The 26,709-nt window shown below is 73.5% G+C and carries 23 protein-coding genes; 10 read left to right on the top strand and 13 right to left on the bottom strand.

The annotated features are described in order from the left end of the window. Positions 1 to 68 precede the first annotated feature (68 nt). Complete coding sequence (gene glmS, locus AC3X7Z_RS14255) at positions 69 to 1,892, bottom strand: glutamine--fructose-6-phosphate transaminase (isomerizing) (protein WP_489976337.1); 1,824 nt, start codon at positions 1,890 to 1,892, stop codon at positions 69 to 71. A gap of 12 nt (positions 1,893 to 1,904) precedes the next feature. Next, a complete protein-coding gene (locus AC3X7Z_RS14260; RefSeq protein WP_186339566.1) occupies positions 1,905 to 2,165 on the bottom strand; it encodes a hypothetical protein in 261 nt (86 codons plus the stop codon). A 247-nt stretch (positions 2,166 to 2,412) separates the two neighbouring features. Here AC3X7Z_RS14260 and AC3X7Z_RS14265 point away from each other — a divergent pair, with 247 nt between their 5' ends. Further along, entirely contained in the window at positions 2,413 to 2,538 is a 126-nt protein-coding gene (locus AC3X7Z_RS14265; RefSeq protein ID WP_260988503.1) for a hypothetical protein, read from the top strand. A 165-nt stretch (positions 2,539 to 2,703) separates the two neighbouring features. Beyond that, positions 2,704 to 3,273, top strand: coding sequence for a YceI family protein (locus tag AC3X7Z_RS14270; protein WP_489976338.1), 570 nt, complete (start codon positions 2,704 to 2,706; stop codon positions 3,271 to 3,273). A 258-nt stretch (positions 3,274 to 3,531) separates the two neighbouring features. Here AC3X7Z_RS14270 and AC3X7Z_RS14275 read toward each other — a convergent pair whose 3' ends face one another. After that, on the bottom strand, positions 3,532 to 5,259 hold the full coding sequence (locus tag AC3X7Z_RS14275; protein ID WP_241005257.1) for a DEAD/DEAH box helicase: 1,728 nt from the start codon (positions 5,257 to 5,259) through the stop codon (positions 3,532 to 3,534). Positions 5,260 to 5,366: 107 nt separating this feature from the next. Between AC3X7Z_RS14275 and AC3X7Z_RS14280 the strand changes: the two genes are divergently transcribed. The 3 genes from AC3X7Z_RS14280 to AC3X7Z_RS14290 all read left to right on the top strand — a co-directional run bounded on the left by AC3X7Z_RS14280 (position 5,367) and on the right by AC3X7Z_RS14290 (position 8,234). Further along, positions 5,367 to 6,284, top strand: a complete 918-nt coding sequence (locus AC3X7Z_RS14280; RefSeq protein ID WP_186339569.1) for a GNAT family N-acetyltransferase — start codon at positions 5,367 to 5,369, stop codon at positions 6,282 to 6,284. A gap of 116 nt (positions 6,285 to 6,400) precedes the next feature. Then, positions 6,401 to 7,321, top strand: a complete 921-nt coding sequence (locus tag AC3X7Z_RS14285; protein WP_489976475.1) for a response regulator transcription factor — start codon at positions 6,401 to 6,403, stop codon at positions 7,319 to 7,321. Positions 7,322 to 7,493: 172 nt separating this feature from the next. Then, positions 7,494 to 8,234, top strand: a complete 741-nt coding sequence (locus tag AC3X7Z_RS14290; protein ID WP_186339570.1) for a response regulator transcription factor — start codon at positions 7,494 to 7,496, stop codon at positions 8,232 to 8,234. A gap of 19 nt (positions 8,235 to 8,253) precedes the next feature. On the opposite strand, the gene AC3X7Z_RS14295 is transcribed toward AC3X7Z_RS14290, so the two are convergent. The 4 genes from AC3X7Z_RS14295 to AC3X7Z_RS14310 form a co-directional block, all read right to left on the bottom strand. Further along, positions 8,254 to 11,334 (bottom strand): FtsX-like permease family protein, encoded by a 3,081-nt coding sequence (locus AC3X7Z_RS14295; protein ID WP_489976339.1) that lies wholly within the window; start codon positions 11,332 to 11,334, stop codon positions 8,254 to 8,256. Positions 11,335 to 11,398: 64 nt separating this feature from the next. Next, positions 11,399 to 13,759, bottom strand: a complete 2,361-nt coding sequence (locus AC3X7Z_RS14300) for an ABC transporter permease family protein (protein ID WP_489976340.1) — start codon at positions 13,757 to 13,759, stop codon at positions 11,399 to 11,401. Positions 13,760 to 13,796: 37 nt separating this feature from the next. Beyond that, a complete protein-coding gene (locus AC3X7Z_RS14305) occupies positions 13,797 to 14,444 on the bottom strand; it encodes an ATP-binding cassette domain-containing protein (protein WP_186339573.1) in 648 nt (215 codons plus the stop codon). After that, positions 14,441 to 15,328 carry an ABC transporter ATP-binding protein gene (locus tag AC3X7Z_RS14310; RefSeq protein WP_241005258.1) on the bottom strand — a complete coding sequence of 296 codons (888 nt, stop codon included), beginning with the start codon at positions 15,326 to 15,328 and terminating at the stop codon, positions 14,441 to 14,443. Before AC3X7Z_RS14310 ends, AC3X7Z_RS14305 begins: the two co-directional genes overlap by 4 nt. Positions 15,329 to 15,389: 61 nt before the next feature. Between AC3X7Z_RS14310 and AC3X7Z_RS14315 the strand changes: the two genes are divergently transcribed. Further along, positions 15,390 to 16,040 carry a response regulator transcription factor gene (locus AC3X7Z_RS14315; protein ID WP_186339574.1) on the top strand — a complete coding sequence of 217 codons (651 nt, stop codon included), beginning with the start codon at positions 15,390 to 15,392 and terminating at the stop codon, positions 16,038 to 16,040. A 72-nt stretch (positions 16,041 to 16,112) separates the two neighbouring features. Next, positions 16,113 to 17,609 (top strand): SDR family NAD(P)-dependent oxidoreductase, encoded by a 1,497-nt coding sequence (locus AC3X7Z_RS14320; RefSeq protein ID WP_489976341.1) that lies wholly within the window; start codon positions 16,113 to 16,115, stop codon positions 17,607 to 17,609. Between the two features lie 56 nt (positions 17,610 to 17,665). Here AC3X7Z_RS14320 and AC3X7Z_RS14325 read toward each other — a convergent pair whose 3' ends face one another. Both AC3X7Z_RS14325 and AC3X7Z_RS14330 read right to left on the bottom strand, forming a co-directional pair. Beyond that, positions 17,666 to 18,307, bottom strand: a complete 642-nt coding sequence (locus AC3X7Z_RS14325; protein ID WP_489976342.1) for a response regulator transcription factor — start codon at positions 18,305 to 18,307, stop codon at positions 17,666 to 17,668. Continuing rightward, positions 18,259 to 19,407 carry a sensor histidine kinase gene (locus AC3X7Z_RS14330; RefSeq protein WP_489976343.1) on the bottom strand — a complete coding sequence of 383 codons (1,149 nt, stop codon included), beginning with the start codon at positions 19,405 to 19,407 and terminating at the stop codon, positions 18,259 to 18,261. The genes AC3X7Z_RS14325 and AC3X7Z_RS14330 overlap by 49 nt, the downstream gene beginning before the upstream one ends. Positions 19,408 to 19,567: 160 nt before the next feature. On the opposite strand from AC3X7Z_RS14330, the gene AC3X7Z_RS14335 reads away from it, so the two are divergent. Both AC3X7Z_RS14335 and AC3X7Z_RS14340 read left to right on the top strand, forming a co-directional pair. Beyond that, positions 19,568 to 21,715 carry an MMPL family transporter gene (locus AC3X7Z_RS14335; protein WP_489976344.1) on the top strand — a complete coding sequence of 716 codons (2,148 nt, stop codon included), beginning with the start codon at positions 19,568 to 19,570 and terminating at the stop codon, positions 21,713 to 21,715. A 96-nt stretch (positions 21,716 to 21,811) separates the two neighbouring features. Then, a complete protein-coding gene (locus AC3X7Z_RS14340) occupies positions 21,812 to 22,447 on the top strand; it encodes a hypothetical protein (protein ID WP_186339579.1) in 636 nt (211 codons plus the stop codon). A gap of 7 nt (positions 22,448 to 22,454) precedes the next feature. On the opposite strand, the gene AC3X7Z_RS14345 is transcribed toward AC3X7Z_RS14340, so the two are convergent. Then, a complete protein-coding gene (locus AC3X7Z_RS14345; RefSeq protein ID WP_489976345.1) occupies positions 22,455 to 23,060 on the bottom strand; it encodes a hypothetical protein in 606 nt (201 codons plus the stop codon). Positions 23,061 to 23,194: 134 nt separating this feature from the next. On the opposite strand from AC3X7Z_RS14345, the gene AC3X7Z_RS14350 reads away from it, so the two are divergent. After that, positions 23,195 to 24,115 (top strand): methylenetetrahydrofolate reductase, encoded by a 921-nt coding sequence (locus AC3X7Z_RS14350; protein ID WP_489976346.1) that lies wholly within the window; start codon positions 23,195 to 23,197, stop codon positions 24,113 to 24,115. 37 nt (positions 24,116 to 24,152) lie between these two features. Here the strand turns inward: AC3X7Z_RS14350 and AC3X7Z_RS14355 are convergent, their stop codons facing one another. From AC3X7Z_RS14355 to AC3X7Z_RS14365, 3 genes are all read right to left on the bottom strand, one after another. After that, positions 24,153 to 24,596 (bottom strand): PRC-barrel domain-containing protein, encoded by a 444-nt coding sequence (locus AC3X7Z_RS14355; protein WP_489976347.1) that lies wholly within the window; start codon positions 24,594 to 24,596, stop codon positions 24,153 to 24,155. 245 nt (positions 24,597 to 24,841) lie between these two features. After that, positions 24,842 to 25,504, bottom strand: a complete 663-nt coding sequence (locus AC3X7Z_RS14360; RefSeq protein WP_489976348.1) for an FMN reductase — start codon at positions 25,502 to 25,504, stop codon at positions 24,842 to 24,844. Then, entirely contained in the window at positions 25,501 to 26,649 is a 1,149-nt protein-coding gene (locus AC3X7Z_RS14365) for an LLM class flavin-dependent oxidoreductase (RefSeq protein WP_489976349.1), read from the bottom strand. The genes AC3X7Z_RS14360 and AC3X7Z_RS14365 overlap by 4 nt, the downstream gene beginning before the upstream one ends. Between the last annotated feature and the right edge of the window lie 60 nt (positions 26,650 to 26,709).

Consider the following 26,709-nt stretch of genomic DNA (forward strand, 5'->3'; position numbering starts at 1 on the left):
GCCCCTTGCCGACCCCATGCGGCAAGGGGCGGCCAGTCCATCTCAGGCCCGGGTTGCGGGCTCCCGGGTCACTCGACGGTGACCGACTTGGCCAGGTTGCGCGGCTTGTCGATGTCGTGTCCGAGGTGCCGCGCGGCGTGGTAGGCGAGCAGCTGCAGCGGGATCGTCAGCAGGATCGGGTCGAGCTCGGGCTCGTTGCGGGGTACCACGATCCGGCGCGCGCCGACCTCCCCGAGGTCGACGTCCTCGTGCGTGATGACGACCAGGGCCCCCTTGCGCGCCTCGATCTCGTGCAGCGCGCCGACGTTGCGCTCGGTGAGCTCGTCATGGGGCACGAGCGCGACGGTCGGCACCTCGGGGTCGATCAGGGCCAACGGGCCATGCTTGAGCTCGGAGGTCTGGTAGGCCTCGGCGTGGCGATAGCTGATCTCCTTGAACTTCTGGGCCCCCTCGCGGGCCACCGGGAAGCCGCGCACCCGGCCGATGAAGAACAGGCTGCGCGCCTCGGCGAGGTCGTGGGCGACCTCGACCAGGTCGGCCTCGCCGGCGAGGATCTCCTCGATCTGCCCGGGCAGCCGCTCGAGCCCCGCGACCAGGCGCTTGCCGTCGGCGATGGAGAGGTCCCTCACGCGGCCGAGCTGGAGGGCGAGCAGCGCGAAGCCCAGGAACATGTTGGTCAGCGCCTTGGTGCTGGCGACGGCCACCTCCGGACCGGCGTGCAGGTAGATCCCGCCGTCGCACTCACGCGCGATCGCCGATCCGACGACGTTGACCAGCCCGACGCAGCGCCCGCCCTTGCGGCGCACCTCCTGCACCGCCAGCAGGGTGTCGATCGTCTCGCCCGACTGGCTGACCGCGACGTAGAGGGTGTCGGGCTCGATCACCGGGTCGCGGTAGCGGAACTCGCTGGCCGCCTCGGCGTCGGCCGGGATCCTGGCCAGCTCCTCGATCAGCGCCGCGCCCATCTGGCCGACGTAGTAGGCCGAGCCGCACCCGAGGATCTTCACCCGGCGCACCGCCCGCAGCTCGCGGGCGTCCATGTCGAGCCCGCCGAGGTGGGCGGTGCCGAAGCGCTCGTCGAGCCGGCCCCGCAGCACGGCCTGGGCGGTGGTGGGCTGCTCGAGGATCTCCTTGCGCATGTAGGACTCGTGCTCGCCCGCGTCGTACGACGCCGCGTCGACGTCGAGCACCGCCGCGGTCTTGCCGGTGGCGACGAGGTCGCGGTGGCGCATCGTGCTGAACCCGGCAGCCGTGACGGTCGCCATCTCGCCGTCGTCGAGCACGGCCACGGTGGTGGTGTGGCGCACGATCGCGGCGAGGTCGGAGGCGACGTACATCTCCTTGTCGCCGACACCGACCACGAGCGGGCTGCCGTTGCGCGCCACGACGATGCGGTCGGGGAAGTCGGCGTGCAGCACCGCGAGCCCGTACGTCCCGACGACCGCGCCGAGGGCGTCGCGGACCTTGCCCTCGAGCGTGTCGACGTCGCTGCGTGCGACGAGGTGGGCGAGCACCTCGGTGTCGGTGTCGCTGGCGAGCGTGACGCCGGCGTCGGTCAGCTCGGCGCGCAGCGCGGCGGAGTTGTCGAGAATGCCGTTGTGCACGACCGCGACGCGGCCGGCCTCGTCGGTGTGCGGGTGGGCGTTGGCGTCGGTCGCGGGGCCGTGGGTCGCCCACCGGGTGTGGCCGATGCCGGTGGTGCCGGCGAAGCGCTTCGGCAGCGCGTCGCCGAGGTCGCGCACCCGCCCGGCCCGCTTGGCCACCCGGACGCCCCGAGGGCCGAGCACCGCGACCCCGGCGGAGTCGTACCCGCGGTGCTCGAGGCGGGTGAGCCCCTCCAGGACGATCGGGGCGGCCTCCTGGCGGCCGATGTAACCGACGATTCCACACATGGGGACGGGGTCCTATCCGTAGATGATGCGCCGCAGCTGGCGCTCGGTGAGCTCCGGAGCAGCGACGACGCGATGGGTGAGCTCCTCGGCGATGCGCGCGAAGATCTCGTGGTTCTTGGCGCCGTAGGTCTTGAGGTGCGCGTGGCGCGCCCTGACGTAGGCCTCCACCGGCTGGGCGTGGAAGGCGATCACGTCGTCGATCACCCGCGCCGCCTCGCCCGGCGTCAGGGGCGTGGTGGCGACGACGTGGGCGACGAGGTCGGGGTCCGGCACCGGGCGATCATGCCTGCGAGATCGGTCGCACGACCAGTTCCTGCCCGAAATCGGGCAGAAAGTCGTCTGTTGGCGCGGGATCCCCCCGGCGGTTCGTGTCGGCCTGTCGCCTCGGTGGAGCATGAGCCCGGCCCACGCATGCTTCTGGCCGCTCGGGTGGGGCGCGGATGCGCGTCAGGTCGTTCGGAGTCCCCTCGGGTGGAGACCTGCTAGGTTGGGTGAACAGCAGGTGAACGAGAGGTGTCCGATGAGCACGCAGACGATGACCGACCGCCCGGTCTGCACGTGGACCCCGGTGACCGACGCGTCGGGTCGCACCCGCATGGAGGCGCGCTGGTCGACCTCCTCGGTGTTCTCCGCCCAGGTCGCCTGACGCGGTCCGCATCCGAGCCACGTCCCCACGCGGGGGCGTGGCTCGTGTCATGTCCGGACGCCGATCACGTCCGGGGAGGAATCTCTGGCTGTTCGGGAATGAACCCAAGGCATGGGTCGTTAGGATGGTTGAAAGTTCTACCAACTACCTGACGAGGGAGCCCTCATGAGCACCGGATTCGACGCCTCCACCACCGCCATCGACGACATCTCGGGCGACTACACGATCGACGTGACCCACAGCCGCCTCGGCTTCGTGGCCCGTCACGCCATGGTGACCAAGGTTCGCGGCCAGTTCGGCTCGTTCGACGGCACCGCCCACATCGACGAGGCCGACCCGTCCGCGTCCAAGGTCGACATCTCCATCGACGTCGCCTCCATCGACAGCGGCACCGCGGACCGCGACGGCCACCTCCGCTCCGGGGACTTCTTCGACGTCGAGACCTACCCCAAGCTCACCTTCTCCTCCACCGACATCACGCGCGACGGCACCACGTGGACCATCACCGGCGACCTGACGATCAAGGACGTCACCAAGCCGGTCACGATCGCCTTCGAGCAGACCGGTTCGGCCCGCGACCCCTTCGGCAACGTGCGCGTCGGCTTCGAGGGCGAGACCACCGTCAACCGCAAGGAGTGGGGCCTCACCTGGAACGCCGGCCTCGAGACCGGCGGCGTCCTCGTCTCCGACAAGATCAAGCTCGAGTTCGACGTCTCCGCGATCCGCAACGCCTGAGTTGTCGAGTGGGCGCGTCCTGACGCCCCCATCCGGTCGAGTGGGCGCGTCCTGACGCCCGAATGGCATCGAGTCGGCGCGTCCTGACGCACGAATGGCATCGAGTCGGCGCTTCCTCACCAGTTCATGGTGCGGAGGCGCCGACTCGACGCATTTCCAGGCAGCTCGAACGCGCCCACTCGACGTGCCTACGCGGTCAGGACGCGCCGACTCGACGGGCCTACTCGGTCAGGACGCGCCCACTCGACACCTATGCCGTCAGCGGGGGTTCTTGCCCTGGTAGCCGCCGCCCTTGCGGTGGCCACCGCCCGAGCGGCCGCGGAAGGGGCCGTTGTCGGGCTTGATCTCGATCAGCTTGCCGGAGATCCGGGTGCCGGCGAGGCGCTCGAGGGTGCCGGGCGGGAGGTCGGCGGGGAGCTCGACGACGGAGAACTCGGGCTTGATCGAGATGTAGCCGAAGTCGCCGCGCGACAGGCCGCCCTCGTTGGCCAGGGCGCCGACGATCTGGCGCGGCTCGACCTTGTGCCGCTTGCCGACCTCGATGCGGTAGGCCGCCATCGGCTGGCCGCTGCGCGACTCGCGCGGGCTGCGGTCGGCCTTGCCGCCGTGGCTCGAGCGCTCCTCGAACGAGCGGGTGCGCGGCTCGGGCTCCGGGTCGAGGAGCAGCGGCTGCTCGCCGTGCATCACCGCGGCGAGGGCGGCGGCCACGTCGACCTCGGCGACGCCGTACTCGCTGACGTAGTGCGAGACCACGTCGCGGAAGAAGTCGATCCGCTCCGGCTGGGTCAGCGCCTCGGTGATCTGGTCGTCGAACCGCGAGAGCCGCGTGGCGTTGACGTCGTCGACGCTCGGCAGCTGCATCTGCGTCAGCGGCTGCTTGGTGGCCTTCTCGATCGCGCGGAGCAGGTGCCGCTCGCGCGGGGTGACGAACGCGATCGAGTCGCCGCTGCGACCGGCGCGGCCGGTGCGACCGATGCGGTGGACGTAGGACTCGGTGTCGGTCGGGATGTCGTAGTTGACGACGTGGCTGATCCGCTCGACGTCGAGGCCGCGGGCCGCGACGTCGGTGGCGACGAGGATGTCGAGCTTGCCGGCCTTGAGCTGGTTGACGGTGCGCTCGCGCTGCACCTGCGCGACGTCGCCGTTGATCGCCATCGCGGAGTAGCCGCGGGCGCGCAGCTTCTCGGCGAGCGTCTCGGTCTCGTTCTTGGTGCGGACGAAGACGATCATCGCCTCGAAGTTCTCCACCTCGAGGATGCGCGTGAGCGCGTCGACCTTCTGGGGGTAGGAGACGATGAGGTAGCGCTGGGTGATGTTGGAGGCCGTCGACGTCTTGCCCTTGACCGAGATCTCGACGGGGTCGTTGAGGTACTTCTCCGCGATGCGGCGGATCGCCTTGGGCATCGTGGCGGAGAAGAGCGCGACGTCCTTGTCGGCCGGGGTGTCGGCCAGGATCGTCTCGACGTCCTCCGCGAAGCCCATGTTGAGCATCTCGTCGGCCTCGTCGAGGACCAGGAACCGCAGCTCGCTGAGGTCGAGCGTGCCCTTCTCGAGGTGGTCCATGACCCGGCCCGGGGTGCCGACGACGACGTGGACGCCGCGACGCAGCGCCGAGAGCTGCACGCCGTAGCCCTGGCCGCCGTAGATCGGCAGCACGCTGACGCCCTTGATATGGGCGGCGTAGCGCTCGAACGCCTCCGAGACCTGCAGCGCGAGCTCGCGGGTGGGTGCCAGCACGAGGGCCTGCGGAGTCTTCTGCGAGCGGTCGAGGCGGGACAGGATCGGCAGCGCGAACGCGGCGGTCTTGCCGGTGCCGGTCTGGGCGAGCCCGACGACGTCGCGGCCCTCGAGCAGCTGCGGGATCGTGCGCGCCTGGATCGGCGAGGGGGACTCGTAGCCCACGTCCGCGAGGGCCTTGAGCACCTCGGCGGAGAGGCCGAGGTCGGAGAAGGTCTGCTCGGGCGCTGCGGGCTGCTCGTCGTTCACGCTCACCACGGTAGGGCCTCAGGCGGCAAAGTGGGATTTCGCGCCCGCCCCCGTGGACGGCGATAAGCGCGCGACAGCAGGCAACGTGAGGCAGCACACTCCCCTGCATGTCGACTCGCGCCGCCACCCTCCCCGAGGGCCTCACCACCCGTCCGCTCCGGAGGTCCGACGCGGGCGCCGTCCACCGGCTGATGGTCGCCCAGGAGCTCGAGGACATCGGGCAGGTCGCGATCGAGGAGGCCGACATCGTCAGCGACTGGGCGCGGCCCAGCCACGACCTCGCCGCACGCTCGGTGGGCGTCCTCGACGGCGACACCCTCGTCGCGTACGCCGAGCTGACGGGCGCCGACCGCGCCGACACCGCGGTGCTCCCCTCCCACCGCGGCCGCGGCATCGGCACCTGGCTGGCCCGGTGGCTCGTCGACCTCGGCCGCGACCTGGGCTCGCCGGCCGTCGGGATGCCGGTCCCGCAGGGCTCGCCCGGCGACCGCCTGCTGGAGTCGCTCGGCTTCCGCGTGCGGTGGACGAGCTGGGTGCTCCGGCTGCCCGAGGGCGCCACCGTGCCCGCGCGACCGCTGCCCGAGGGCTACGTCGTGCGCACGGCCGCCGCCGGCGAGGTCCGCGCCGCCCACGACGTGCTGGAGGACGCGTTCCTCGAGTGGTCGGTACGCGAGCGCGAGCCGTTCGAGGACTTCGAGGCGGCCACGACCGGCCGCCCCGGCTTCGAGCCGTGGAACCTGCGCGTGGCGCTCGACCCGGACGGCACGGTCGTGGGGGTCTCGCTCGTGCTCGTCTCCGACGAGGGCACCACGGCGTACGTCGACCGGCTCGCGGTGCGGCGCGACCAGCGCCGCCGGGGGATCGCGCAGGCGCTCCTCGTCGACTCCTTCGCCCGCGGTCGCGAGCACGGCACGCGCACCTTCGAGCTGGGCACCGACTCGCGGACCGGCGCGCTGCCGATGTACGAGCGGGTCGGGATGGCGGTGGAGCAGGTCTGGGTCAACCGGGCGATCGACCTGCGCTGAGCCGACGGTGACGGTGACGGGTGACAGGCCGACAGGGGACGCCCGGCGCGGCCGCGTCCATCCCCGGTCTAGACAGGCCGTCGCCCTGTCAGACCGTCCCTATGTCTGGCCCTGGGATGGCATTAGCATCGAGCGACGCCGCTCGGGCGGCGCACGGCGAGGGCGTGGGGCCCTTGTCTTCGCATCTGTGGGGGTTTGACGTGCAAGAACTTCATGCTTTGGTGGTCGAGGACGATCCTGACATCTCGTCAGCGCTGGTGGAGACCCTCGAGGGGGCCGGTTTCCGGGTGACCTCGGCGCCGGACGGACGACAAGCGGTGAGCGTGGCGGCCAGCGACCCGCCCGACCTGGTCACCCTCGACCTGACGCTCCCGCACATGGACGGCATCGAGGTGTGCCGTCGCATCCGCGAGACCAGCGACTGCTACATCGTGATCGTGTCCGCGCGCTCCGACGAGGTCGACAAGCTGATCGGCCTCGAGGTCGGGGCCGACGACTTCGTGCTCAAGCCCTTCTCGCCGCGCGAGCTGCGCGCCCGGGTGGCTGCGCTGTTCCGCCGGCCCCGGACTGCGGCGGGGGCCGACGAGTCGGCGTCCGGTCGCGGTCCGCAGGTGCCGAGACCCGCGCAGCCGGTCGAGGAGCCGACCACGATCTCCGCCGGGGCGGGGCTCGTCATCAACTCGGCCCGCCGCGAGGTGCAGGTCAACGGCGCGATCGTCGATCTGACCCGCATCGAGTACGACGTCCTGGAGTACCTCGCCGTCCACCTGTCCCGGGTCTGCACCCGCGAGGAGATGGTGCTGGCGATCTGGAGCAGCGCCCTGACCCACGACCACCACCTCGTGGACGTGCACGTGGCCAACCTGCGCGGCAAGCTGCGCCGGCACTCCGACGCCACCTGGATCCACACGATCCGTGGCATCGGCTACCGGATGGACCGCGAGGAGGACGACGACCAGGAGCGGCGCTCCGGGGGAGGACCCTTCCTCGTGGCACGCATCGACTCCGACGACCGGGCCCGCGGCCTGGACTTCTGAGCCGTCCGCTCCCCCACCCGCCGGTGCCGTCCGGCGGGTGCGCGTGGGGCCGATTCACCACATGACCCACCGGTCGCCGCCTAGCATCGGTGCAGGGGGTCTCGCACGCCGACCGGTTTGAGCCGTCCGCGCGCGGGGTAGGTGAACGGTCAACCAGGGGAGTGGACTGATCATGGATGCACGCACGGCCGTCGTGGTCGAGGACGACCGCGACGTCGGCGACGCCATCAGCCAGCTGCTCGACCAGGCCGGCTTCGACGTCACCGTCGCGACCACCGGCGCCGACGCCCTCGCGCACATCGCCGAGCGGCGCCCCGATCTCGTCACCCTCGACCTCACGCTCCCCGACATCGACGGGGTCGAGGTCTGCCGCCGGATCCGCGCGGTCAGCGACTGCTACGTGATCGTGATCAGCGGCCGCACCGCCGAGCTCGACCGGCTCATCGGTCTCGAGGTGGGCGCCGACGACTACGTCGTCAAGCCGTTCTCGATGCGCGAGCTCCAGGCTCGCGTCGCGGCGCTCTTCCGGCGCCCGCGCACCACGGAGGCCGGACCGGAGCCCGCGCCCACCCTGGTCGCGGTGCCCGACCCGCCGGCGACGCGGCAGGAGGGGTGCCGCGACCTCAGCATCAACCGCGACGCCCGCGAGGTCCTCGTGGAGGGCCGCGAGGTCGGCCTCACCCGCACCGAGTTCGACCTGCTCGCCCACCTCGTGGCCAACCCGGGCGTGGTCGTGCCCCGCGAGGAGCTGATGCGCGCGGTCTGGGACAGCGACTTCGTCCCCGACAGCACCCACGTGGTCGACGTCCACCTGGCCAACCTGCGCCGCAAGCTCCGCGCCGCCGCCACCGGCAACCAGTGGATCCGCACCATCCGCGGGGTCGGGTTCCGCTTCGACCCCTGCTGCGACTGACCCCCGGGCGTCGGACGCCTCAGCGGGCCGACTCGCGCAGGGTCGCGCCGCGGGCGCCGCGCACGGTCATCGACGCGCTGGCCAGGGCGACGGCGCCGAGGACGGCCGCGGCGAGCAGTGCCAGCACGGCCAGGCGCAGCGGCGAGATCGCGGCCACCAGCGCGGGCGTCGCCGGATCGTCGGCGTAGCCGAGCGTGATCGTGCGCAGCACCACCCACTGCGCCAGGGAGCCGGCCAGGATGCCCGCCAGCGCGGCGCTGCCGAGCACGACGGCGAGCTCGCGCACCACGGCCACCATCACCGCGGAGCGGGGTACGCCGACCACGCGCAGCGCCGCGGCGTCGCGGCGGCGGGCCGGCAGCTGGACCGCCGCGCTGACGAACAGGCCGGCGAGCGCCATCAGCAGCACCAGCGCCGCGACCACGCCGTAGAGGCGCAGCGCGAGGGCGTAGGCGCTCTGGTCGAGCACCTCGCGCTCCTGCTGGAGGGTGGTGCCGACGGTGAGCCCGGCGCTCGAGAGCGCCTCGGTGATCGAGGACGGCGTGCCCTCGCGCGCCAGCACGTGGGTGGTGACCAGGTTGTCGTAGACGGGGCGGTCGGTGACGAACGAGCTGTAGTCGACCAGCAGCCCCGACGGGCCGGTGAAGGGCATCCCCTCGATGGCGCCGATGCCGCCGATCGGGTCGACGGGGATCAGTCCGAAGCCCTCGTCGAGCTTGGCGATGGCCCGCGCCTGGACGCCCGGCCCGGCCAGCGCCGGCCGGTCGCGGGTGATGCCGCCGGCGGTGAGCCGCGCCATGCCGACGGAGTCGCCGGTGTCGACGTCGAGGTCGAGGGTGCCGTCGACCTCCCGCATGCCGGTGATCGAGGTGCGCACGGCGGGGTCGGGGGTCGGCGTCCAGCCCGCGCCGGCGATGGCGTCGGGCACGGGCGTGCCGTCGACCGCGACCTCCTCCAGACGGATCGTCCCCGACATGCGGGCGTTGGTGCCGGCGCCCCCGCCGAGGGTCATCCCCTCGAGCGTGCAGCCCTCCCGGCAGAACGACACCCGGGCCGAGCGGCTGCTCTCGCCCGGCGGGAACGGCCCGAGGTAGGCCTTGAGCGGCACCCCTCCGCGGCTGCCGAAGCGGAGCTCGACGGACAGGCCGTCGTCGAGGTCGGCCCGGTTGTCGACGGTGAGCGTGATCCGCCGGCCCTCGAGCGTCGGCACCCGGCCACCGGGCGCGATGGTGTCGGCGACCTGCTCGACGTCGCGGCCCGGGCTCCACGTGGGCGGCCAGGTCGCCACGCGCGCCAGCCGGCTGCTGTCGACGACCGAGAAGTTGGCCCCGGGGTTGGAGACGCTGGCCGCGGCCATGATCCACTCCCCGTCGGGGTCGACCCGGCGGGTCAGGTCGACGGCCTCGGAGATGGTGAGGTTGGTCGACCACGTCGTGGCGGCCGGCGAGGCGGTGGCGGCGACGCTGGTGCGCCAGGTCGCGGCGGAGTCGTAGACGCCCGCGCCGAAGACGGCGACCGCGATGGCGGCGGTGATCGGCAGGATGACGAGGGTGCCCTCCTGGCGGCGCGAGATCGCGCGCGAGGACACGAAGCCGCTGAGCGAGCGCCCGCGCGAACGGTGGGTCCACCACGTCGCGAGCACGGCGGTCAGCCGCGTCGCCGCGAGCCCGGCCACGACGGCGAGCAGCACCGGCAGGACGAGGTCGGTCGCGTCGGGCTCGGCGGGGCCGCTGGCCGACAGCTTGCTCGCCAGCGTCGCGACGGCGAGGGCGAGGAGGGTGAGCTGGGCGATCACCGACCAGCGGCGCGCCGCCACCGGGCGGCGTACGCCCGAGAGCTGGGAGGCGAGCGACTCGCGGACCACCAGGCCCACGGCCACGCAGGCGACCGCCACGGCCGCGGCGAGCACGAGCGCGGCCGCGACCCAGCTGGCCGCCGGCAGGGGCAGCGGCAGGCCGGGCACCAGCCAGCTCCGCACGAGCACGACCGCCAGGCCCAGCCCGAAGGCGATGCCGAGCGGGGTCGCGACCAGCAGCAGGGTGAGCGGCTCGGCGAGCCCGAGGCCCCACAGCCTGCGGGACGTGACTCCGCGCAGCGACGCCAGCGCCAGCTCGGGCACCCGCAGCTCGCTGGCGGCGTTGAGCAGGCGCATCAGCAGCGCCAGTGCGACCAGCACCAGCGACAGCACGGCCGGCGCGATCGAGCTGCGCGCGGTCGACTGCTGGAAGCGGACCTCCTCGACGACGTCGGCCAGCGAGTTGGTGTCGTCGGAGCGCAGGATGCCGCCGACGACCTCCACGCCACCCTCGCTGGGCACGGCCGAGGCGGATGCCGCGGCCTCGTCGAGCTGCTCGGGGGTGAGGTCGGCGGGGACGGCCAGGTGGGTGTCGACGCGCACCGTCCAGGAGCCGGCCGCGGTGATCGTGTCGTCGGTGGTGATCAGCGGGGCGGGGGCGAACGGCTGGTAGCCGCCGCGGATGCTCTCCTGCTCGTTGGTGCTGGTGAGCCGTCCCGGGATGAGCCAGTCCTCGCTCGTGCGCGGGGTGAGGTAGGTGCCGACCACGACGACCTCGTCGATGCCGGGACGCGGCAGCCCGAGGGCCGCCACGCCGTTGGGCTGGAAGATCGCGAGGTCCAGCGGCCGGCCGATCTCGGCACCGGTCTTCTCGAGGTCGGAGGCCAGCATCAGCACCTCGCCGCGTGCCCGGGGACAGCGTCCCTCGACCTCGAGCGTCTCGCAGGCGTCGGTGCGCGCCCAGAAGGTGACCACGCCGCGCAGGGCGCTGAACCGCTCGGACTGCACGATCGGCACCGGCTCCTGCCAGGGGCCGGTCGTGAGCTCCTCCGAGGCGTTGACGGCGTCGGTGCGCGCCTCGCCGAGGGGGGTCCCGGGGTCGGGGGTGAAGACGCGGCTCAGGCCGGTGAGGCCGGCCGGGGTCTCCTGCAGGCGGGTCACGACGTAGGAGTTGGTCACCGCCTCGGAGAAGACCGGGCCGAGCACGGCCGAGCCGACGGCGAGGGCGCTCAGCAGCACCGAGCCCGCGGACAGCAGCGCCCGGGCCCGCAGTCCGCGGACGATCGCACCGAACAGCTGGATCATTGCGGGGTCCCCTCGGCGTCGGTCGGAGGAGCGCAGCGGGGGCGAGGGACGTCGTGGGGTGGGTTCACTGGCCCTCCTCCTCGCGCAGCAGGCTGGGACGGGTCGTGGCGGCGCGCACGGCCCGCGCACGGCCGCCCACCACCACGACCGCCAGCGCCGCGATCAGGGCGGGGACGACGAGCGGCCAGGCGCGGGGCGCGGTGTCGAGGGGCAGCCCGGCCACCGGGACCGCGAGCAGCGGGAGCCCGTCGAGCAGCAGCCGCACCGCCAGCCAGCCGCCCGCGACCACCGCGGCCAGCGCGAGCACGGTGAGGCTGGCCAGCTCGGTGCGCCCGGCGCGCCGGGCGGTGCCGGTGGAGATGCCGAGCACCCGCAGCGACGCCACGTCGCGGCGGTAGTCGCGCAGGTGGCGCGCCACGCCCGCGCCCAGCGCGAGCAGCGCGACCAGCGCGCAGGCCAGGGCGGTGAGGGCGTACGCCACCGACTGGGCGCCGCCGAAGCGCTCGCCGAGCGACTCGCGCACGGCCGTCCGGGAGCGCCAGCGGGTGCCGGTCGCCTCGGCGACCCGGTCGAGGACCTCCTGGGGGGCGCCCGCGCGGGCCACCACCTGCACCTCGGCCGAGGGGACGGTCGGCCCCGACCCGACCGCCGAGGTGCGGATGTCGGCGAGCGTGCCGATGCTGCCGAGCAGCGGCAGCGACCGGGCGACGCCGACCACCTCGGTCACCCGGTCGTCGCCGCCGAGGTCGAGCGCCTGCGGCGCGGCCTCGTCGGCGACCAGCACGGGCACCTCGTTCGCGCCCAGGTCGAGGTCGAGCTCGAGCGCGGTGGCCGGCAGCATCGCCACCTGGAGACCGTCGGGGCGGTTGACCACGAGCACCGCCGGGGGCTCGTAGTTGCGGAAGAACTGGTTGGAGAGAGCTGCCTCCACCGACGACGGGTCGGGCACCCACGGCTGGGCGAGCAGGTCGGTGCCACCGAGGGTGAGCTGCTCCACCAGCACCACGAAGTCGTTGCCGTCGATGAGGCCGCGGCTGTCTCGGTCGAGCGAGAGCCCGGTCACGACGCAGCCGTCGGTGCACTCGTCCACCCGCACGGCGCGGCGGGCGGGGGTGCCGTCGGTGGGCACGTCGAGGGTGACGGTGACGGCGCCCGAACTGTTGGCCGCGGTGACGTAGGACAGCGTCAGCACGGCGCGCGCGCCGCCGACCTCGGTCTCCTGGCCGTCGGGGCCGCGGAGGGTGCGCACGGGCGGCACCTCGATCCCGGAGACCGCCACCGTGAGGCGGTCGCCGGCGACGCGCACCGGGGCGAGGCCGGTGGCGAGGCGCCCGACGGCGTCGGACGCCGCCCGGGCGGGGGTGTCGTCGTAGAAGTCACCGACCACCCGCTCCCAGCGCGCGGCGTCGACGTAGGCGCGGCGCTCGGCCAGCCGGTTCTCGTTGCGCACGATCGCGGTGGCGACGAGGTGCTCGCCCTCGGGGTCGGTCTGCTCGGTGAGGTCGACGGCTCCCATCGCGCCGAGCGCGGTCGCGTCGATCGTGCGCTCGCCCGGCACCTCGACGGCGGCCTGCTCGTCGGTCCAGCCGCTGACCGCCACCGCGCCGCTCAGCGCCAGGGCCCCGACGACGCCGGCGGCCACGACCAGCCGGACGGGGGTGACCAGGTCGTCGGCGCGCGCGAGCCGTCGCGCGGCCAGGAACGCGCCCAGGCCGCGCCTCTCGGTCGCCGGGGTCAGCACCCGGGCCGCGATCCGCACCACCCACACCGCGACCTGCCCGAGCGCCAGGCCCACCAGCGCCGGGCCGAGCAGGACGACCAGGTCGGGATCGCCGTCGCCCTCCCGGCTGCGGTAGGCCGCGACCGCTGCGCCGACGAGGACGAGCACGCTGAGGAAGATCGCCAGCGTCGTCGCCCGGCGCGGCCGACGCCGCGTCGAGACCTGGGCGGCGAGCGGCTCGCGCACGGCCGAGGCCGCGGACAGCGCGACGATCAGCAGGCCCACGCCGGCGATGGCGGCGGCCGCGAGCAGCGCCGTACGCCCGAGCGCCGGGGCGGCCTCGCCGAGCCAGGTGGCGCTCGCCCAGACGGTGCCGGCCGCGCCGACCGCGAGGCCGAGCAGGGTGCCGAGCACGATCGCGAGCAGCGGCTCGACCAGCAGGAAGCGCCACAGCCGCACCCCGTGGACGCCCCGCAGCCGGGCCAGGCCCACCTCCTCGCGGCGGGCCACGGCGAGCTCCGCGCCGATGCTCGGCACCGCGACCGCCCCGAGCAGGAGCAGCGGGGCGCTCAGCCAGCGCGAGGTGCCGGCCGCCTCGGCGAACTGCAGCACGGTCACGGCACCGCCGACGACCACCAGCGACATCAGCACCAGCGTGGTCAGGGCACCGCGGCGGCTCCAGGCGCCGCGCAGGACTCGGCTCAACGACCCGGCCTCTCCGGTGCCGCGGACGGACGGGCGGTCACCGAACGACCCGGCCCTCGTCGAGCGCGATGTGCAGGTCGCACGCCTCCACGACGGCGGGGTCGTGGGTGGCCACCACGACGACGGCGCCGCGGGCGGCCTCCTCGCGCAGCTCGGCCAGGACGACACCGCGGTTGCCCTCGTCGAGCTCGGACGTCGGCTCGTCGGCGAGCAGCACGTCGGCGCCGACCACGAAGCCGCGGGCGCAGGCGACGCGCTGCATCTGGCCGCCGGAGAGCTCCTCGACCTGCCGCTCGCCCAGGTCGGCGATCCCGAACCGCGCGAGCGCGGCCTCGGCCGCCTCGTCGGCGTCGGCGGGCGCCACCCCGCGTGCGCGCAGGGCGATGGAGACGTTCTCCCGGGCCGACAGGATCGGCACCAGGCCGTAGACCTGGAGGACGAACGCCACCTCGGGCAGCGGGTCGCCGCTGCCCGTCCACATCTCGCGTCCGTCGAGCTCGGCGGAGCCCGAGGTGGGCTCGAGCAGCCCGCCGGCGATGGAGAGCAGGGTGGTCTTGCCGGACCCGCTCGGACCCGACAGCGCGGTCACCTTGCCCGCGGGGAAGGTGACGCTCACGTCGTCGAGGAGGGTGCGCCCGCTGACGTAGGTGATGGCGTCGAGCCGCAGCTCGCGCGGCTGGCTCATGCCTGGGATCCTTCACTGCTGGCGCGGGTGACGATGATGCGGCCCTGCTCGTCGTCCTCGAAGCGGACGAGCGTGCCGGGGGGCCACTCGGCGGCGATGTGGCCGGGGAGGTGGAGGACGCCGTCCTCGCCCACCACGGCGTACTCCGAGCCGCCGTGGCCCTCGGCGCCGACGCGGCCGCCCTTCATCGTCACCGTGCGCGGGAAGGTGGCGGCCACCTCGGGCTGGTGGGTGACCACGACGATGGTGGTGCCGAAGTCGTCGCCGAGCGAGTGGATCAGGTGGAGCACGTGGTCGCGGTCGGCGTGGCTGAGCTGGCTGGTCGGCTCGTCGGCGAGGAGCAGGCGCGGCGACGTCGACACGGCGCAGGCCAGCGCGAGCCGCTGGCGCTGGCCGCCGGACATCGTGGAGACCACCTGCTCTGCCTGGTCGAGGAGCCCCACGCGGTCGAGCAGCTCGGTGTCGGCCAGCGCGTGGTCGCGGTCGCCGCCCGAGAGCGAGAGCCGGGCGAACGCGATGTTCTGTCGGGCGGTGGCGTAGGGCAGCAGGTTGCGGGTGGCGCCCTGGAGCATCGTGGATACCTGCCGCGAGCGGATCCGGGCGAGGTAGCGCTCGCCCATCCGCGAGACCTCCTCGTCGCCGAGGTAGATCTTGCCGGCACTCGGCTTCTGGATGCCGCCGAGGAGCGCGAGGAGGGTCGACTTGCCCGACCCGCTCGGGCCGAGGAACGCGACCCGCTCGCCGGGCCGGATGGTGAGGTCGACGCCCCGCAGGGCGACGACGTCGTGTCCGCCAAAGGTCTTGTAGAGGTGGACGACCCCCTCGCAACGGACGCCCAGGCCCCCGGTGCGGGTCTCCTCGACCACGGCCGCGCTGTCCCGCACGATGCCCTCAACTCTCTGTAAGAAGGGGTTCAACATACATAAACCGCAGTACGTTGAAGGCATGGTGATACGAGTCGCGCTCGTCAACGACGACGAGGTGGTCGTCCGGGGCCTCGACGCGATGATGCGCAGCTATGGCCACCGCGTCGACGTGGTCGAGCTCGCGGCGGGCAAGCCCGTCGCCCAGCCCGTCGACGTCGCGCTCTACGACACGTTCGGGATGGGGCAGGGCAACGGCCCGGCCGTGCGCCAGCTCATCGAGAGCCCCCAGGTGCGCTCGGTCGCGGTCTACACCTGGAACTTCCAGCCGTGGCTGACCCGCGACACCCTCGGGCAGGGCGTGCGCGGCTACCTCTCCAAGAGCCTGCCGGCAGCGCGGCTGGTCGAGGCCCTGATCTCGATCGCCGGGGGCCAGCTCGTCGTCTCGCCGTCGCGGGGGCGCTCGCCGCTGGTCGGGGGCGACTGGCCCGGCCGCGAGGAGGGCCTGACCGCCCGCGAGGCCGAGGTGCTGTCGCTGATCACGATGGGCCTGAGCAACCAGGAGATCGCCGAGCGGACCCTGCTCTCCCTCAACTCGATCAAGTCCTACATCCGCTCGGCCTACCGCAAGATCGACGTCGACTCCCGCTCCCGGGCGGTGCTGTGGGGCGTCGAGCACGGCATGCGGGCCGACCGGGTGCGGATCAACGGCTCACCGGCGCGCGAGGTCTGACGAGTCACACCCGCCGCCCGGACGCCGCCCGCGCTTTGGGGCGACGGCGCTCGCCGCCCGTACCCTGCTCCGGTGAACGAGCAGCACGACGGCATCGACCCGGCCGACCTGGCGACGACCGTCCGCGTCCTCGAGCAGCTGCACCGGGTGCCGGGCGACCACCCCGACCACATCACCGTCAAGCGCGCGGCCTCGCACATGTACAAGGCGATCAAGGCCGAGCGCCGGATGGCCAAGCGCGCCGAGGAGCTGGCGCACGACCGTGCGGTCACCGAGCTCACCGCCACCGGCTCGCCCGAGCGCATCGACGACGAGACGTCCGGGATCCCGCTCGTCTCCTCCGCGCCCGGCGCGTTCGCCGGCGAGCTGATCAACCCGCGCGGCTGCTACATCTGCAAGCAGGACTTCACCCTCGTCGACGCGTTCTACCACTGGCTGTGCCCCACCTGCGCGGCGATGAGCCACGCCAAGCGCGACCAACGCACCGACCTCACCGGCCGGCGGGCGCTGCTGACCGGAGGGCGCGCCAAGATCGGGATGTACATCGCGCTGCGCCTGCTGCGCGACGGGGCCCACACCACGATCACCACCCGGTTCCCCAAGGACGCGGTGCGCCGGTTCGGCTCCCTGCCCGACAGCGACGAGTGGATCCACCGGCTCAAGGTCGTCGGCATCGACCTGCGCGACCCCACCCAGGTCATCTCCCTCGCCGACGACGTCGCCGCGGCCGGCCCGCTGGACATCCTCATCAACAACGCGTGCCAGACGGTGCGCCGCACGCCGGGCGCCTACGCGCCGCTCGTCGAGGCCGAGTCGCTGCCGCTGCCCGACGACTCCGTGCCCGAGCTGGTGACCTTCGACCGGATCTCCGAGGCCCACCCCGCCGCGATCGCGGGCGCGCTGCGCGACACCGCCGTGGCCCACCACGAGGGCGAGTCGGCCGAGCACGCGATGGCCGTGCACAACGCCGCCACCCTGACCGCGCTGGCGCTCAAGGCGGGGCAGGCCTCCCTCGACGCGCACCTGGCGGGCACGGCGGTCGACGCCGGCGGGCTGCTGCCCGACGTGCAGGTCTCCAACTCGTGGACCCAGACCGTCGGCGAGGTCGACCCGCTCGAGCTGCTCGAGGTGCAGCTGTGCAACTCGATCGCGCCGTTCCTGCTGGTCTCGCGGCTGCGCCCGGCGATGGCGAGCGCCGCGGCGGCCGCGACCTCCGGGCGGGCGTACGTCGTCAACGTCTCCGCCATGGAGGGGCAGTTCTCGCGGCGCTACAAGGGCGCGGGGCACCCCCACACCAACATGGCCAAGGCCGCGCTCAACATGCTGACCCGCACGTCGGCGGGCGAGATGTTCGAGACCGACCGGATCCTGATGACGGCCGTCGACACCGGGTGGATCACCGACGAGCGCCCGCACCACGAGAAGCTGCGGATCGCCGCCGAGGGCTGGCACGCCCCGCTCGACCTCGTCGACGGCGCCGCGCGGGTCTACGACCCGATCGTGCTCGGCGAGGCCGGCACCGACCTCTTCGGCTGCTTCGTCAAGGACTACCAGCCCTCCCCCTGGTGAGACTCCGGTGAGCCCCTGGTGGGCCGGGGCGGGCTCAGGGCCGGCTCGGGGCAGGCTCAGGACTCGAGCCAGGCCAGCACCGCGAGCACCCGCCGGTTGTCGTCGGGGGCGACGGGCAGGTCGAGCTTGGTGAAGATGCTGTTGGCGTGCTTGTCGACGGCCTTGGGCGTGATGTGGAGCCGAGCCGCGATGGCGGCGTTGGAGCGCCCCTCGGCCATCAGCGCCAGCACCTCGCGCTCGCGCTCGGACAGCCGGTCGACCGCGCGCGCCCGCGGCCGCGCCATGATCGTGGAGACCACCTCCGCGTCGAGCACGGTGCCGCCGGCGGCCACCCGGCGCACGGCGTCGACGAACTCACCGATGTCACCGACCCGGTCCTTGAGCAGGTAGCCGATGCCGCCCCCGCCACCGGCGAGCAGCTCGCGGGCGTAGAGGTGCTCCACCCACTGCGAGAGGACCACGACGGGGAAGCCCGGGCGGGCCGCGCGGCAGGCGATCGCGGCGCGCAGGCCCTCGTCGGTGAGCGTCGGCGGGAGGCGTACGTCGAGGATCGCCGCCTCGACGTCGGGGTCGGCGAGCGCCTCGGCGAGAGCGGGTGCGTTGTCGACCGAGTGGACGATCGTGAAGCCGTGCGCCGTGAGGATCCGGGTCAGCCCGTCGCGGAGGAGGGCGTTGTCCTCGGCGAGGACGACTCGCACGGCACCTCCAGCGTCACCAGGGTGGGACCACCCGCAGGGCTCGAGACTCTCACGCTGCCGTCGAGCGCCGCCAGCCGCCGCGCCACCCCCCGCAGCCCGGTGCCGCCCGACGGGTCGGCGCCGCCCCGCCCGTCGTCGCCCACCACCACGACCAGCAGGTCGCCGCGGCGCTCCAGCTCGACCCAGGCCTGCTGCGCCCCGGCGTGCTTGGCGACGTTGGCCAGGCACTCCAGCACCGCGAAGTAGGCCGCGGTCTCGACGGGGGCCGAGGGCCGGTCGGGCAGGTCACCGGCCACCGCGACCGGGACGGTCAGGTCGAGAGCGAGCGCCTGCACCGCGCCGGCGAGGCCGCGGTCGGCGAGCACGGGCGGGTGGATGCCGCGTACGACGTCGCGGATGTCGCCGAGCGCCGCCCCCGTCGTGGTCGACGCCTCGGCGAGAAGGTGTCGGGCGGCGACGGGGTCGGTGTCGATCAGCTGGCGCGCCAGCCCGAGGCTCATCTGGAGGGCGACGAGGCGGGCCTGTGCCCCGTCGTGGAGGTCACGCTCGATGCGGCGCAGCTCCGCCGCCGAGTCCTCCACCGTCTCGGCACGGGTCTCGGTGAGCACCTGCACCCGCTCCGCGAGGAGCTCGTGGCTGCCCCGGCTCAGCAGGCGGGCGTCGAGGACCGAGCGCAGCCGCATCAGGTGCGGGGTCGCGAACCACCACAGCACCAGGGTGACCACGCCGAGCATCAGCACCACCACGGCCAGCGAGAGCGCGAGCCCGACGCTCGCCGACGCCACGGCCCACACCAGCTCGCGCCAGGTCATCGGGTCGCGACCCCAGGTGGCGAGCCGGGCCGGCAGGGGCAGGTCGTCGTCCGGCAGGCGGTCGGCCGGTACGGGGTGGGCGAGGGTGGCGGCCGCCATCGCGCGGTGCCGGTCGGCGATCCAGCGCAGCAGGGGCAGGCCGACGAGCAGGACCGGGATCCCGACGACGACGACCGCGGTGCCGGCGCCGAGGGCGACGAGCGTGGCGGCGACCAGCGTCGGCACGGCCAGCGCCACCTGCGCGAGCGCGAAGCCGGTCAGCCGGAGGGGGCCGGGTCGGTGCGCCATGTCCCCATCCTCACCGATCGCGAGGCCCCGGTCGGTGGGGTTTTCCCCACCTCGCGCCGGGAGGTGCCACCCCTGCCGGACGCGGCGATCGCCGGGAGCGTGGGGATCGACCGATCCACGGGCACCACCCGCCCGGACGCACACGGAATGGAGCACGTCGATGGCAGCCGACCTGATCACCCGGATCCCCCAGCGCGCCGCGCGCTGGAGCGCCGAGCACCCGTGGCGCGCGATCCTCACCTGGCTGGCGCTGGTGGCGGCGGCGACCAGCCTCGCCGTCCTCGTACCGACGCACGAGGCGGAGCCGGCCGACTACCGCATGGGCGAGTCGGGTCGCGCGGACGCGATGGCCGAGCGGGCGGGACTGGCCGCACCCGAGTCCGAGGTCGTCCTCATCAGCGGCGATCCGGCCCGGGTGCCGGAGGCGGCTCGCGACCTCGCCCAGCAGATGGCCCGCGCCGAGGGGGTCAGCGACGTCGCTCCGCCGGTGTGGGACGACGACCGCTCCGCGATGCTGGTGTCGGCCTCGCTGGCCGAGGGCGTCGACGACGCCGGCCCGCTCCAGGAGGTGACGGACGCCGTCGCCGCCGCGCACCCCGACCTGACGCTGCGCCAGACCGGCGGACCGAGCCTCGACGAGGCGATCAACGACCAGGTCGCCGACGACCTCGCCTCGGCCGAGGGGATCAGCATCCCGGTGACGCTGGTGCTGATGCTGCTGGCCTTCGGAGCCCTGATCGCCGCCGGCATCCCGGTGCTGCTGGCCCTGGGCAGCGTGGCGGCGACGATGGGCATCTCAGCGGCGGTGTCCCACCTCGTGCCGGCGGAGCCGACCGTCGGCTCGATGATCGTGCTGATCGGCATGGCCGTCGGCGTCGACTACTCGCTGTTCTACCTCAAGCGCGAACGTGAGGAGCGGGCTCGCGGGCGCAGCACGCTCGACGCGGTCGAGATCGCGGCACAGACCTCCGGACACTCGATCCTCGTCTCCGGCTTCGCCGTGGCGGCGGCCATGTCGGGACTCTTCCTCGTCGGCTTCGTCACCTTCACCTCGCTGGCGCTCGGCGCGATCATCGTCGTCGCGGTCGCGGTCGTCGGCTCGATCACCGTGCTGCCCGCGCTGCTGGTCAAGCTCGGCCGGTGGGTCGACCGGCCCCGCGTGCCGCTGCTGTGGCGACTCAACCGCCGCATCGGCGCCGGCGGGATCAGTCGCCGCATCCTGGCCCCGGTCGTACGCCGACCCGCGCTCGCGCTCGGCGGGTCGCTCGCGGTGTGCGCCGCCCTCGCCCTGCCGGCGCTCGGCATGACGATGCACGCCGCCACCCTGGAGACGCTGCCGGGCGAGATCGCGGCGGTGCAGACCATGCGCGACGTGGCAGCGGACTTCCCCGGCGAGGGCACCACCGTGACGGTGCTGGCCGATGGCCCGGGGTCGGCGACGGCCCTGGGCGAGCTGGCGTCCACCGCGACCGGAGCCGGCGCGTTCAGCGAGGTGCCCGGCGGGCTGGCCACCTCCGACGACGGCGACACCTCGTCCCTCACCCTGGCGCTGCCGTGGCCCGACTCCGACGAGCGGACCACAGAGGCCATCACCGACCTGCGCGAGAAGATCGCACCCGCGGCGCTCGACGCCGACGGCCTGGAGTGGGCGGTGGGCGGGGACGCGGCGTCCAACCTCGACTTCGACGAGCACCTCACCACGTGGATGCCTGTGGTGATCGGGTTCGTCCTGCTGCTGACCCTGGTGATGATGGGGGTCGCCTTCCGCAGCGTGCCGCTGGCGCTGGTCTCGACCGCGCTCAACCTGGTCTCGGTCGGCGTGGCCTTCGGCGTGCTGACCCTCGTGTTCCAGCACGGCTGGCTGGAGGGGGCGCTCGGCTTCACCAGCCCGGGCTTCGTGATCGACTGGATCCCGCTGTTCGTGCTCGTCGTGCTGGTCGGGCTGTCGATGGACTACCACGTGTTCGTCACGGGGCGGATCCGCGAGCTGGTGGGGCGCGGGCTGCCGACCCGGCTGGCCGTCGAGCAGGGCATCCGCGACAGCGCGTCCGTCGTCACCAGCGCCGCAGCGGTGATGGTCTCGGTGTTCGCCATCTTCGCGACGCTGAGCATGCTCGAGATGAAGATGATGGGGGTCGCGCTGGCGGTGGCGATCCTGCTCGACGCGACCCTGATCCGGCTGGTGATGCTGCCCGCCGCCCTGGTGCTGCTCGGCGATCGCGTCTGGTGGCCGCGTCGCCCCGCCCGGCCGACCGGCGACCTCGTCGCGGGGCCCGAGTCCGAGCCCGAGCTCACCCCCGCTGCGTGACGGCGTCCCCCGAGGTGCCGGGTCGGCGCCCACCCGCTGCCGACCCGGCGCGTCGCGGCCTCCCGTCCGGCCGGTCCGGCTGGTTGACTGCGCGGCATGAGCCTCGAGACCGCCGAGCAGTTCCACGCCCGCGTCGCCGCGGCCACCGACGCCGAGGGCAGGCTTCCGGTCGCCATCGAGGCGATGCCGGGGTGGGACGTCTTCCCGTTCGAGCTCGACGGGCTGCGGATCAAGCCGCTCGAGGCGCTGCAGGACGCCGAGCCGCCGCGGGACGGCGAGGACCCGGCCGACTGCTCCTGCCGTCAGCCGATGCCGCCCGAGCGCGCCGCGCTGGTGGCGTGGCGCAACGAGCGCTGGCTGCTCGTCACCCTCGACATGAGGCTGCCGGTCTCCTTCATCCTGCGCCCGGTCGAGCACCACGACGTCGCCGACCTGCCCGACGAGCTGGCCGCCGAGATGGGCGTGCTGATGGCCCGGATCACCGCCGCGGTCGAGGAGCTGCCGAGCGTGGGTCGCTGCCACATCGGTCGCTACGGCGACGGCGGCGCGCACGCCCACCCCTTCTTCTTCGGCCGCCCGGCCCGGATGGCGCAGCTGCGCGGGTCGTGCCTGCTCGACTGGGAGGAGAACCTCCCGGAGGTCCCCGAGGACGTACGCCTCGCCAACGCCGCTCACGTCGGGCGGCGGCTGGTCGAGCGCCTGGGCGGCGACGGGCCGGCGTGGGAGCGGTGAGGAGCGCTCAGCCCGAGCGCGCCCGGGCCGCGTCCCAGCGCCGCCGGCACTCGCGGACGTCCTCGCCGTAGACCGCGACCAGCTCGGGCGGCACGCCGCGGGGGTGGGCGGCCAGGAAGTCCTCCAACGCGGCGTAGGACTCGAGGAACGCCGCGGTGTCGGGGTCGGCGACGTCGGTCGCGGCCGCCGGGGCGAGCGACGCGAGCGGGTCGGTGAGCGCGCGGGTCCACTCCTCGCGGATCGCCTCGTGCCGCTCGCGCGAGACCGCGAGCAGCCCGGCCAGCGACCGGTCGCGGGTGACGCCGTCGCGCTCGCTGTCGGCGTACGACGGCTCGAGCCGGCCGACGTCGCGGCGGGCCCGCTCGCGCAGCAGCCACAGCCCGCCGAAGCCCAGCGCGTCGAGCCCCAGCAGGGCCGGCACCGCGACCGCGGTCACGTCGAGCTGCCAGACGAGCGGGAGGAGGAACACCGCCTGCAGCACCAGCAGCACGAGGGCGACGCCGATGACCGGGTAGTCCGCGCGGACCCGCAGCCGGTCGGCGCGCACGGTGCCGGCGTGGACGCGAGGCACCGCGGGCTCGGCGCGCCACGGGACGAGCTCGGTCTCGGGCACAGGGCTCCCTCGGTGGTGGGACGGCTCCGCACACCCTAGGAGCACGGTCGAGACGCGGCCGACCCGAGCGCGGGCCCGGCCGTCCGCAGCCCTCGCATTCGGAGGTGGGGCGCCGCCACCGCTACCGTGGCGGCGTGGAGATCACCACGCGCATCGGCGCCGGCCACGGTGACTTCATCCTCTTCGCGATCACCCCGCCGCGGCGGTCGACGCCCGCCGAGCGGCTCCCGGAGATCGCGCGCGCCACCATGGAGCGCCTCGACCACCTCGACCTCGACGGGCTGGTCCTCTACGACATCGACGACGAGCGGTCGCGCAACCCCGCGGAGCGCCCGTTCCCCTTCAGCCCGACCGTCGACCCGTCCGACTACCGCTCCGAGCACCTCGGGGGCTGGCGGACTCCGACGATCGTCTACCGCGCGGTCGGCAAGTACCAGCGCGACGAGCTGCAGACCTGGCTCAGCGCGCAGGATCCCCGCCGGACGTTGACCGTGCTGGTCGGTGCCGCCTCCAGCGGCCTGGCCGCCCCGGTGTCCCTCGCCGACGCCCAGGCGCTGCGGACCGAGCTCAACCCCGACCTGCTGTGCGGAGGGGTGGCGATCCCCGAGCGGCACAGCCGACGCGACAACGAGCACCTGCGCCTGATCGCCAAGCAGGAGGCCGGCTGCCGGTTCTTCGTGTCCCAGGTCGTCTACGACCTCAACGCCGCCAAGAACCTCGTCTCCGACTACCGCTACGAGTGCGCGGCCCGTGGCCTGGCTCCGGTCCCGATGGTGTTCACGTTCTCCGTGTGCGGCTCGATGAAGACCCTCGAGTTCCTCCGCTGGCTCGGCGTCGACGTCCCCCGGTGGATCGAGAACGACCTGCGGCACTCGACCGACCCGTTGGCCGCCTCGCTCGACCAGGCGCAGGCGACGGCCGTCGAGCTCATCGACTTCTGCCGCCGCCTCGAGGTGCCCATCGGCGTCAACGTGGAGAGCGTCTCCATCCGACGTGACGAGATCGCGGCGTCGGTCGACCTCGCCGCCCGGCTGGCGGCCCACCTGCGGGCCTAGCGGTCCTCCTCCGCGCTCGGCCCGCCTCGCCACACCCTCATCGCGGCGGCGTCGGCCCCGCGCCCGCACCGGGCTCGTGGCCGGGGTCGACGCCGACGCCCTCGCCGGTCGACGTACGGGGCAGGTGCTTCCGGGTGTCGTGGCCGATGTGCCGGCCGTAGTGCTCGGCGTGCCGGCCGCGGGCGTGCTCGTCCCAGGTGTCGTCGTCGTAGTCGGGCGCGGCCTTCACCTGCTCCTTGCCGACGTTGACGATGATCCGCCTGCCGTCGTGGTCGATGCCGACGACGGTGCCGGCGGGGATCAGGCGCTGCTTGCCGAAGATCCAGAAGCCCGTGTCGACGACGAGCCAGGAGCCGTCGGTCTCGGCGGTGGCCCGGTCGACCTTGCCGATCGGGCCGTCCTCGCCCTCGACGTCGTAGCCGACGAGGTCGCGGTCGTGCGCCCACTCGCTGTCGCGGTAGCTCCAGACGGTGTCGCTCATGTGTCCTCCCGAGGGGTCTGGTCGGTGGTGCCGGCTCGTCACACGCGTACGCCCCCGGGGAGCCGGATCCGGCGTCCCGGCGCGATCGTGGAAGATCCACGTCACCCAGTGGCTCGGATCCTCCCCGATCCCGTCGGAGTCCCCGCTCAGGCGGGGACTTCGACACGGGCGGTCTGCACCCACCGACACAACCACCGCCCGACGGCGGAGAGCACACCCGTGGGGCGGTGTCCCGGTCCGGGCCGTCAGTCGGTGCCGGTGTGGCCCCGCAGCAGGTCGCCGAACGGCGTCACGTCGGCCTCCACCTGCGTGCCGGACGTACGCCGCGGGCGGGCGGCGAGGTCGGGGGCGAACCCGCCGACGGCGTAGCCGCCCTGGCCCAGCACCAGCGCGGCCAGCTCGGCGGCCGCGCGGGTGATGCGGTGGGAGAGACCGTGGCTGCCGAAGTCCTCGGTGGCGGCGAAGACGCCGGTGGGGACGACCACCGCGCGGAGATAGGCGAAGAGCGGGCGCATCGCGTGGTCGAGCACCAGCGAGTGCCGCGAGCTGCCGGCGGCCGCGGCGATGAGCACCGGCGTGCCCACCAGCGCATCCTTGTCGAGGGCGTCGAAGAACATCTTGAACAGCCCGCTGTAGCTGCCGTTGAAGACCGGCGTCACCACGATGAGGCCGTCGGCGGACGCCACCAGCTCGCGCAGCTCGGTGAGCCGCGGGGTGGGGATGCCGCCGGTGACCATGAACGTCGCCAGCTCGCCCGCGACCTCGCGCACCTCGATGAACTCGGTCTCGGCGGCCTCGCCGCGCGCGGTGACCTGCGCGAGGGTCGCCTCGGCGAGCTGGTCGGCCAGCAGCCGGGTCGACGACGGCACCGTCACCCCGGCCGTGACGACGACGATGCGTCGGCTCATGCGTCGACCTGCGCGGCCTGCTGCGCCTCGATGCGGGCCCGGGCGGGCTCGACGAGGTGGTGGGGGGCCTCGGGACCGGCCGTCACGAGCGAGCTGTGGGTGGGCGGGTCGCTGGGCACGTGGGCGGGACGGCGCCGCTCGAACTCGGCGCGCAGCACCGGCACGACCTCGGTGCCGAGCATCTCGATCTGCTCGAGGACCAGCGAGGTGGGCAGACCGGCGTGGTCCATCAGGAAGAGCTGGCGCTGGTAGTCGCCGGCGTAGTCGGCGAAGCCGAGCGTGCGCTCGATGACCTGCTCGGGGGTGCCGACGGTCAGCGGGGTCATCTCGGAGAAGTCCTCCAGCGACGGGCCGTGGCCGTAGACCGGGGCGTTGTCGAAGTAGGGCCGGAACACCCGCTTGGCCTCGGCCTCGGTCGAGGCCATGAACGCCTGGCCGCCGAGCCCGACGTAGGCCTGGTCGGCGGAGCCGTGGCCGTAGTGCTCGAAGCGGCGGCGGTAGAGCCTCACCATCTGCTCGGTGTGCTCCTTGTTCCAGAAGATGTGGTTGTGGAAGAAGCCGTCACCGTAGTAGGCCGCCTGCTCGGCGATCTCGGTGCTCCGGATCGAGCCGTGCCAGACGAACGGCGGCGTGCCGTCGAGCGGAGCCGGCGTCGAGGTGTAGCCCTGCAACGGGGTGCGGAACTGGCCCTGCCAGTTGACGACGGGCTCGCGCCACAGCGTGCGGAGCAGGTGGTAGTTCTCGACCGCGAGCTTGATGCCGTCGCGGATGTCCTTGCCGAACCAGGGGTAGACCGGCCCGGTGTTGCCGCGGCCCATCATCAGGTCGACGCGACCGCCGGAGAGGTGCTGGAGGAACGCGTAGTCCTCGGCGATCTTCACCGGGTCGTTGGTGGTGATGAGCGTGGTGCTCGTCGAGAGCAGGAGCCGCTCGGTCTGCGCCGCGATGAAGCCGAGGTGCGTGGTCGGCGACGACACGACGAACGGCGGGTTGTGGTGCTCGCCGGTCGCGAAGACGTCGAGTCCGACCTCCTCGGTCTTGAGGGCGTACTGCGTCATCGCTGCGATGCGCTCGGCCTCGGACGGGGTGCGTCCGGTGGTCGGGTCCGTGGTGACGTCGCCGACGCTGAAGATGCCGAACTGCATGGTGTCCTCCGAACATGGGGAACGGCTGGTTGAAGGTTGTATCACCTCCAACCGGGCTGC

It is taken from the genome of Nocardioides sp. Z24_21 (genome assembly GCF_058134345.1).

Excerpts from the sequence above, each read along its gene's own strand:
- glmS (WP_489976337.1), bottom strand. The coding sequence starts at position 1,892 with ATGTGTGGAATCGTCGGTTACATCGGCCGCCAGGAGGCCGCCCCGATC.
- AC3X7Z_RS14265 (WP_260988503.1), top strand. The coding sequence starts at position 2,413 with ATGAGCACGCAGACGATGACCGACCGCCCGGTCTGCACGTGGACCCCG.
- AC3X7Z_RS14270 (WP_489976338.1), top strand. The coding sequence starts at position 2,704 with ATGAGCACCGGATTCGACGCCTCCACCACCGCCATCGACGACATCTCG.
- AC3X7Z_RS14280 (WP_186339569.1), top strand. The coding sequence starts at position 5,367 with ATGTCGACTCGCGCCGCCACCCTCCCCGAGGGCCTCACCACCCGTCCG.
- AC3X7Z_RS14285 (WP_489976475.1), top strand. The coding sequence starts at position 6,401 with ATGGCATTAGCATCGAGCGACGCCGCTCGGGCGGCGCACGGCGAGGGC.
- AC3X7Z_RS14290 (WP_186339570.1), top strand. The coding sequence starts at position 7,494 with ATGGATGCACGCACGGCCGTCGTGGTCGAGGACGACCGCGACGTCGGC.
- AC3X7Z_RS14295 (WP_489976339.1), bottom strand. The coding sequence starts at position 11,334 with ATGATCCAGCTGTTCGGTGCGATCGTCCGCGGACTGCGGGCCCGGGCG.
- AC3X7Z_RS14305 (WP_186339573.1), bottom strand. The coding sequence starts at position 14,444 with ATGAGCCAGCCGCGCGAGCTGCGGCTCGACGCCATCACCTACGTCAGC.
- AC3X7Z_RS14315 (WP_186339574.1), top strand. The coding sequence starts at position 15,390 with ATGGTGATACGAGTCGCGCTCGTCAACGACGACGAGGTGGTCGTCCGG.
- AC3X7Z_RS14330 (WP_489976343.1), bottom strand. The coding sequence starts at position 19,407 with ATGGCGCACCGACCCGGCCCCCTCCGGCTGACCGGCTTCGCGCTCGCG.
- AC3X7Z_RS14335 (WP_489976344.1), top strand. The coding sequence starts at position 19,568 with ATGGCAGCCGACCTGATCACCCGGATCCCCCAGCGCGCCGCGCGCTGG.
- AC3X7Z_RS14340 (WP_186339579.1), top strand. The coding sequence starts at position 21,812 with ATGAGCCTCGAGACCGCCGAGCAGTTCCACGCCCGCGTCGCCGCGGCC.
- AC3X7Z_RS14355 (WP_489976347.1), bottom strand. The coding sequence starts at position 24,596 with ATGAGCGACACCGTCTGGAGCTACCGCGACAGCGAGTGGGCGCACGAC.
- AC3X7Z_RS14360 (WP_489976348.1), bottom strand. The coding sequence starts at position 25,504 with ATGAGCCGACGCATCGTCGTCGTCACGGCCGGGGTGACGGTGCCGTCG.
- AC3X7Z_RS14365 (WP_489976349.1), bottom strand. The coding sequence starts at position 26,649 with ATGCAGTTCGGCATCTTCAGCGTCGGCGACGTCACCACGGACCCGACC.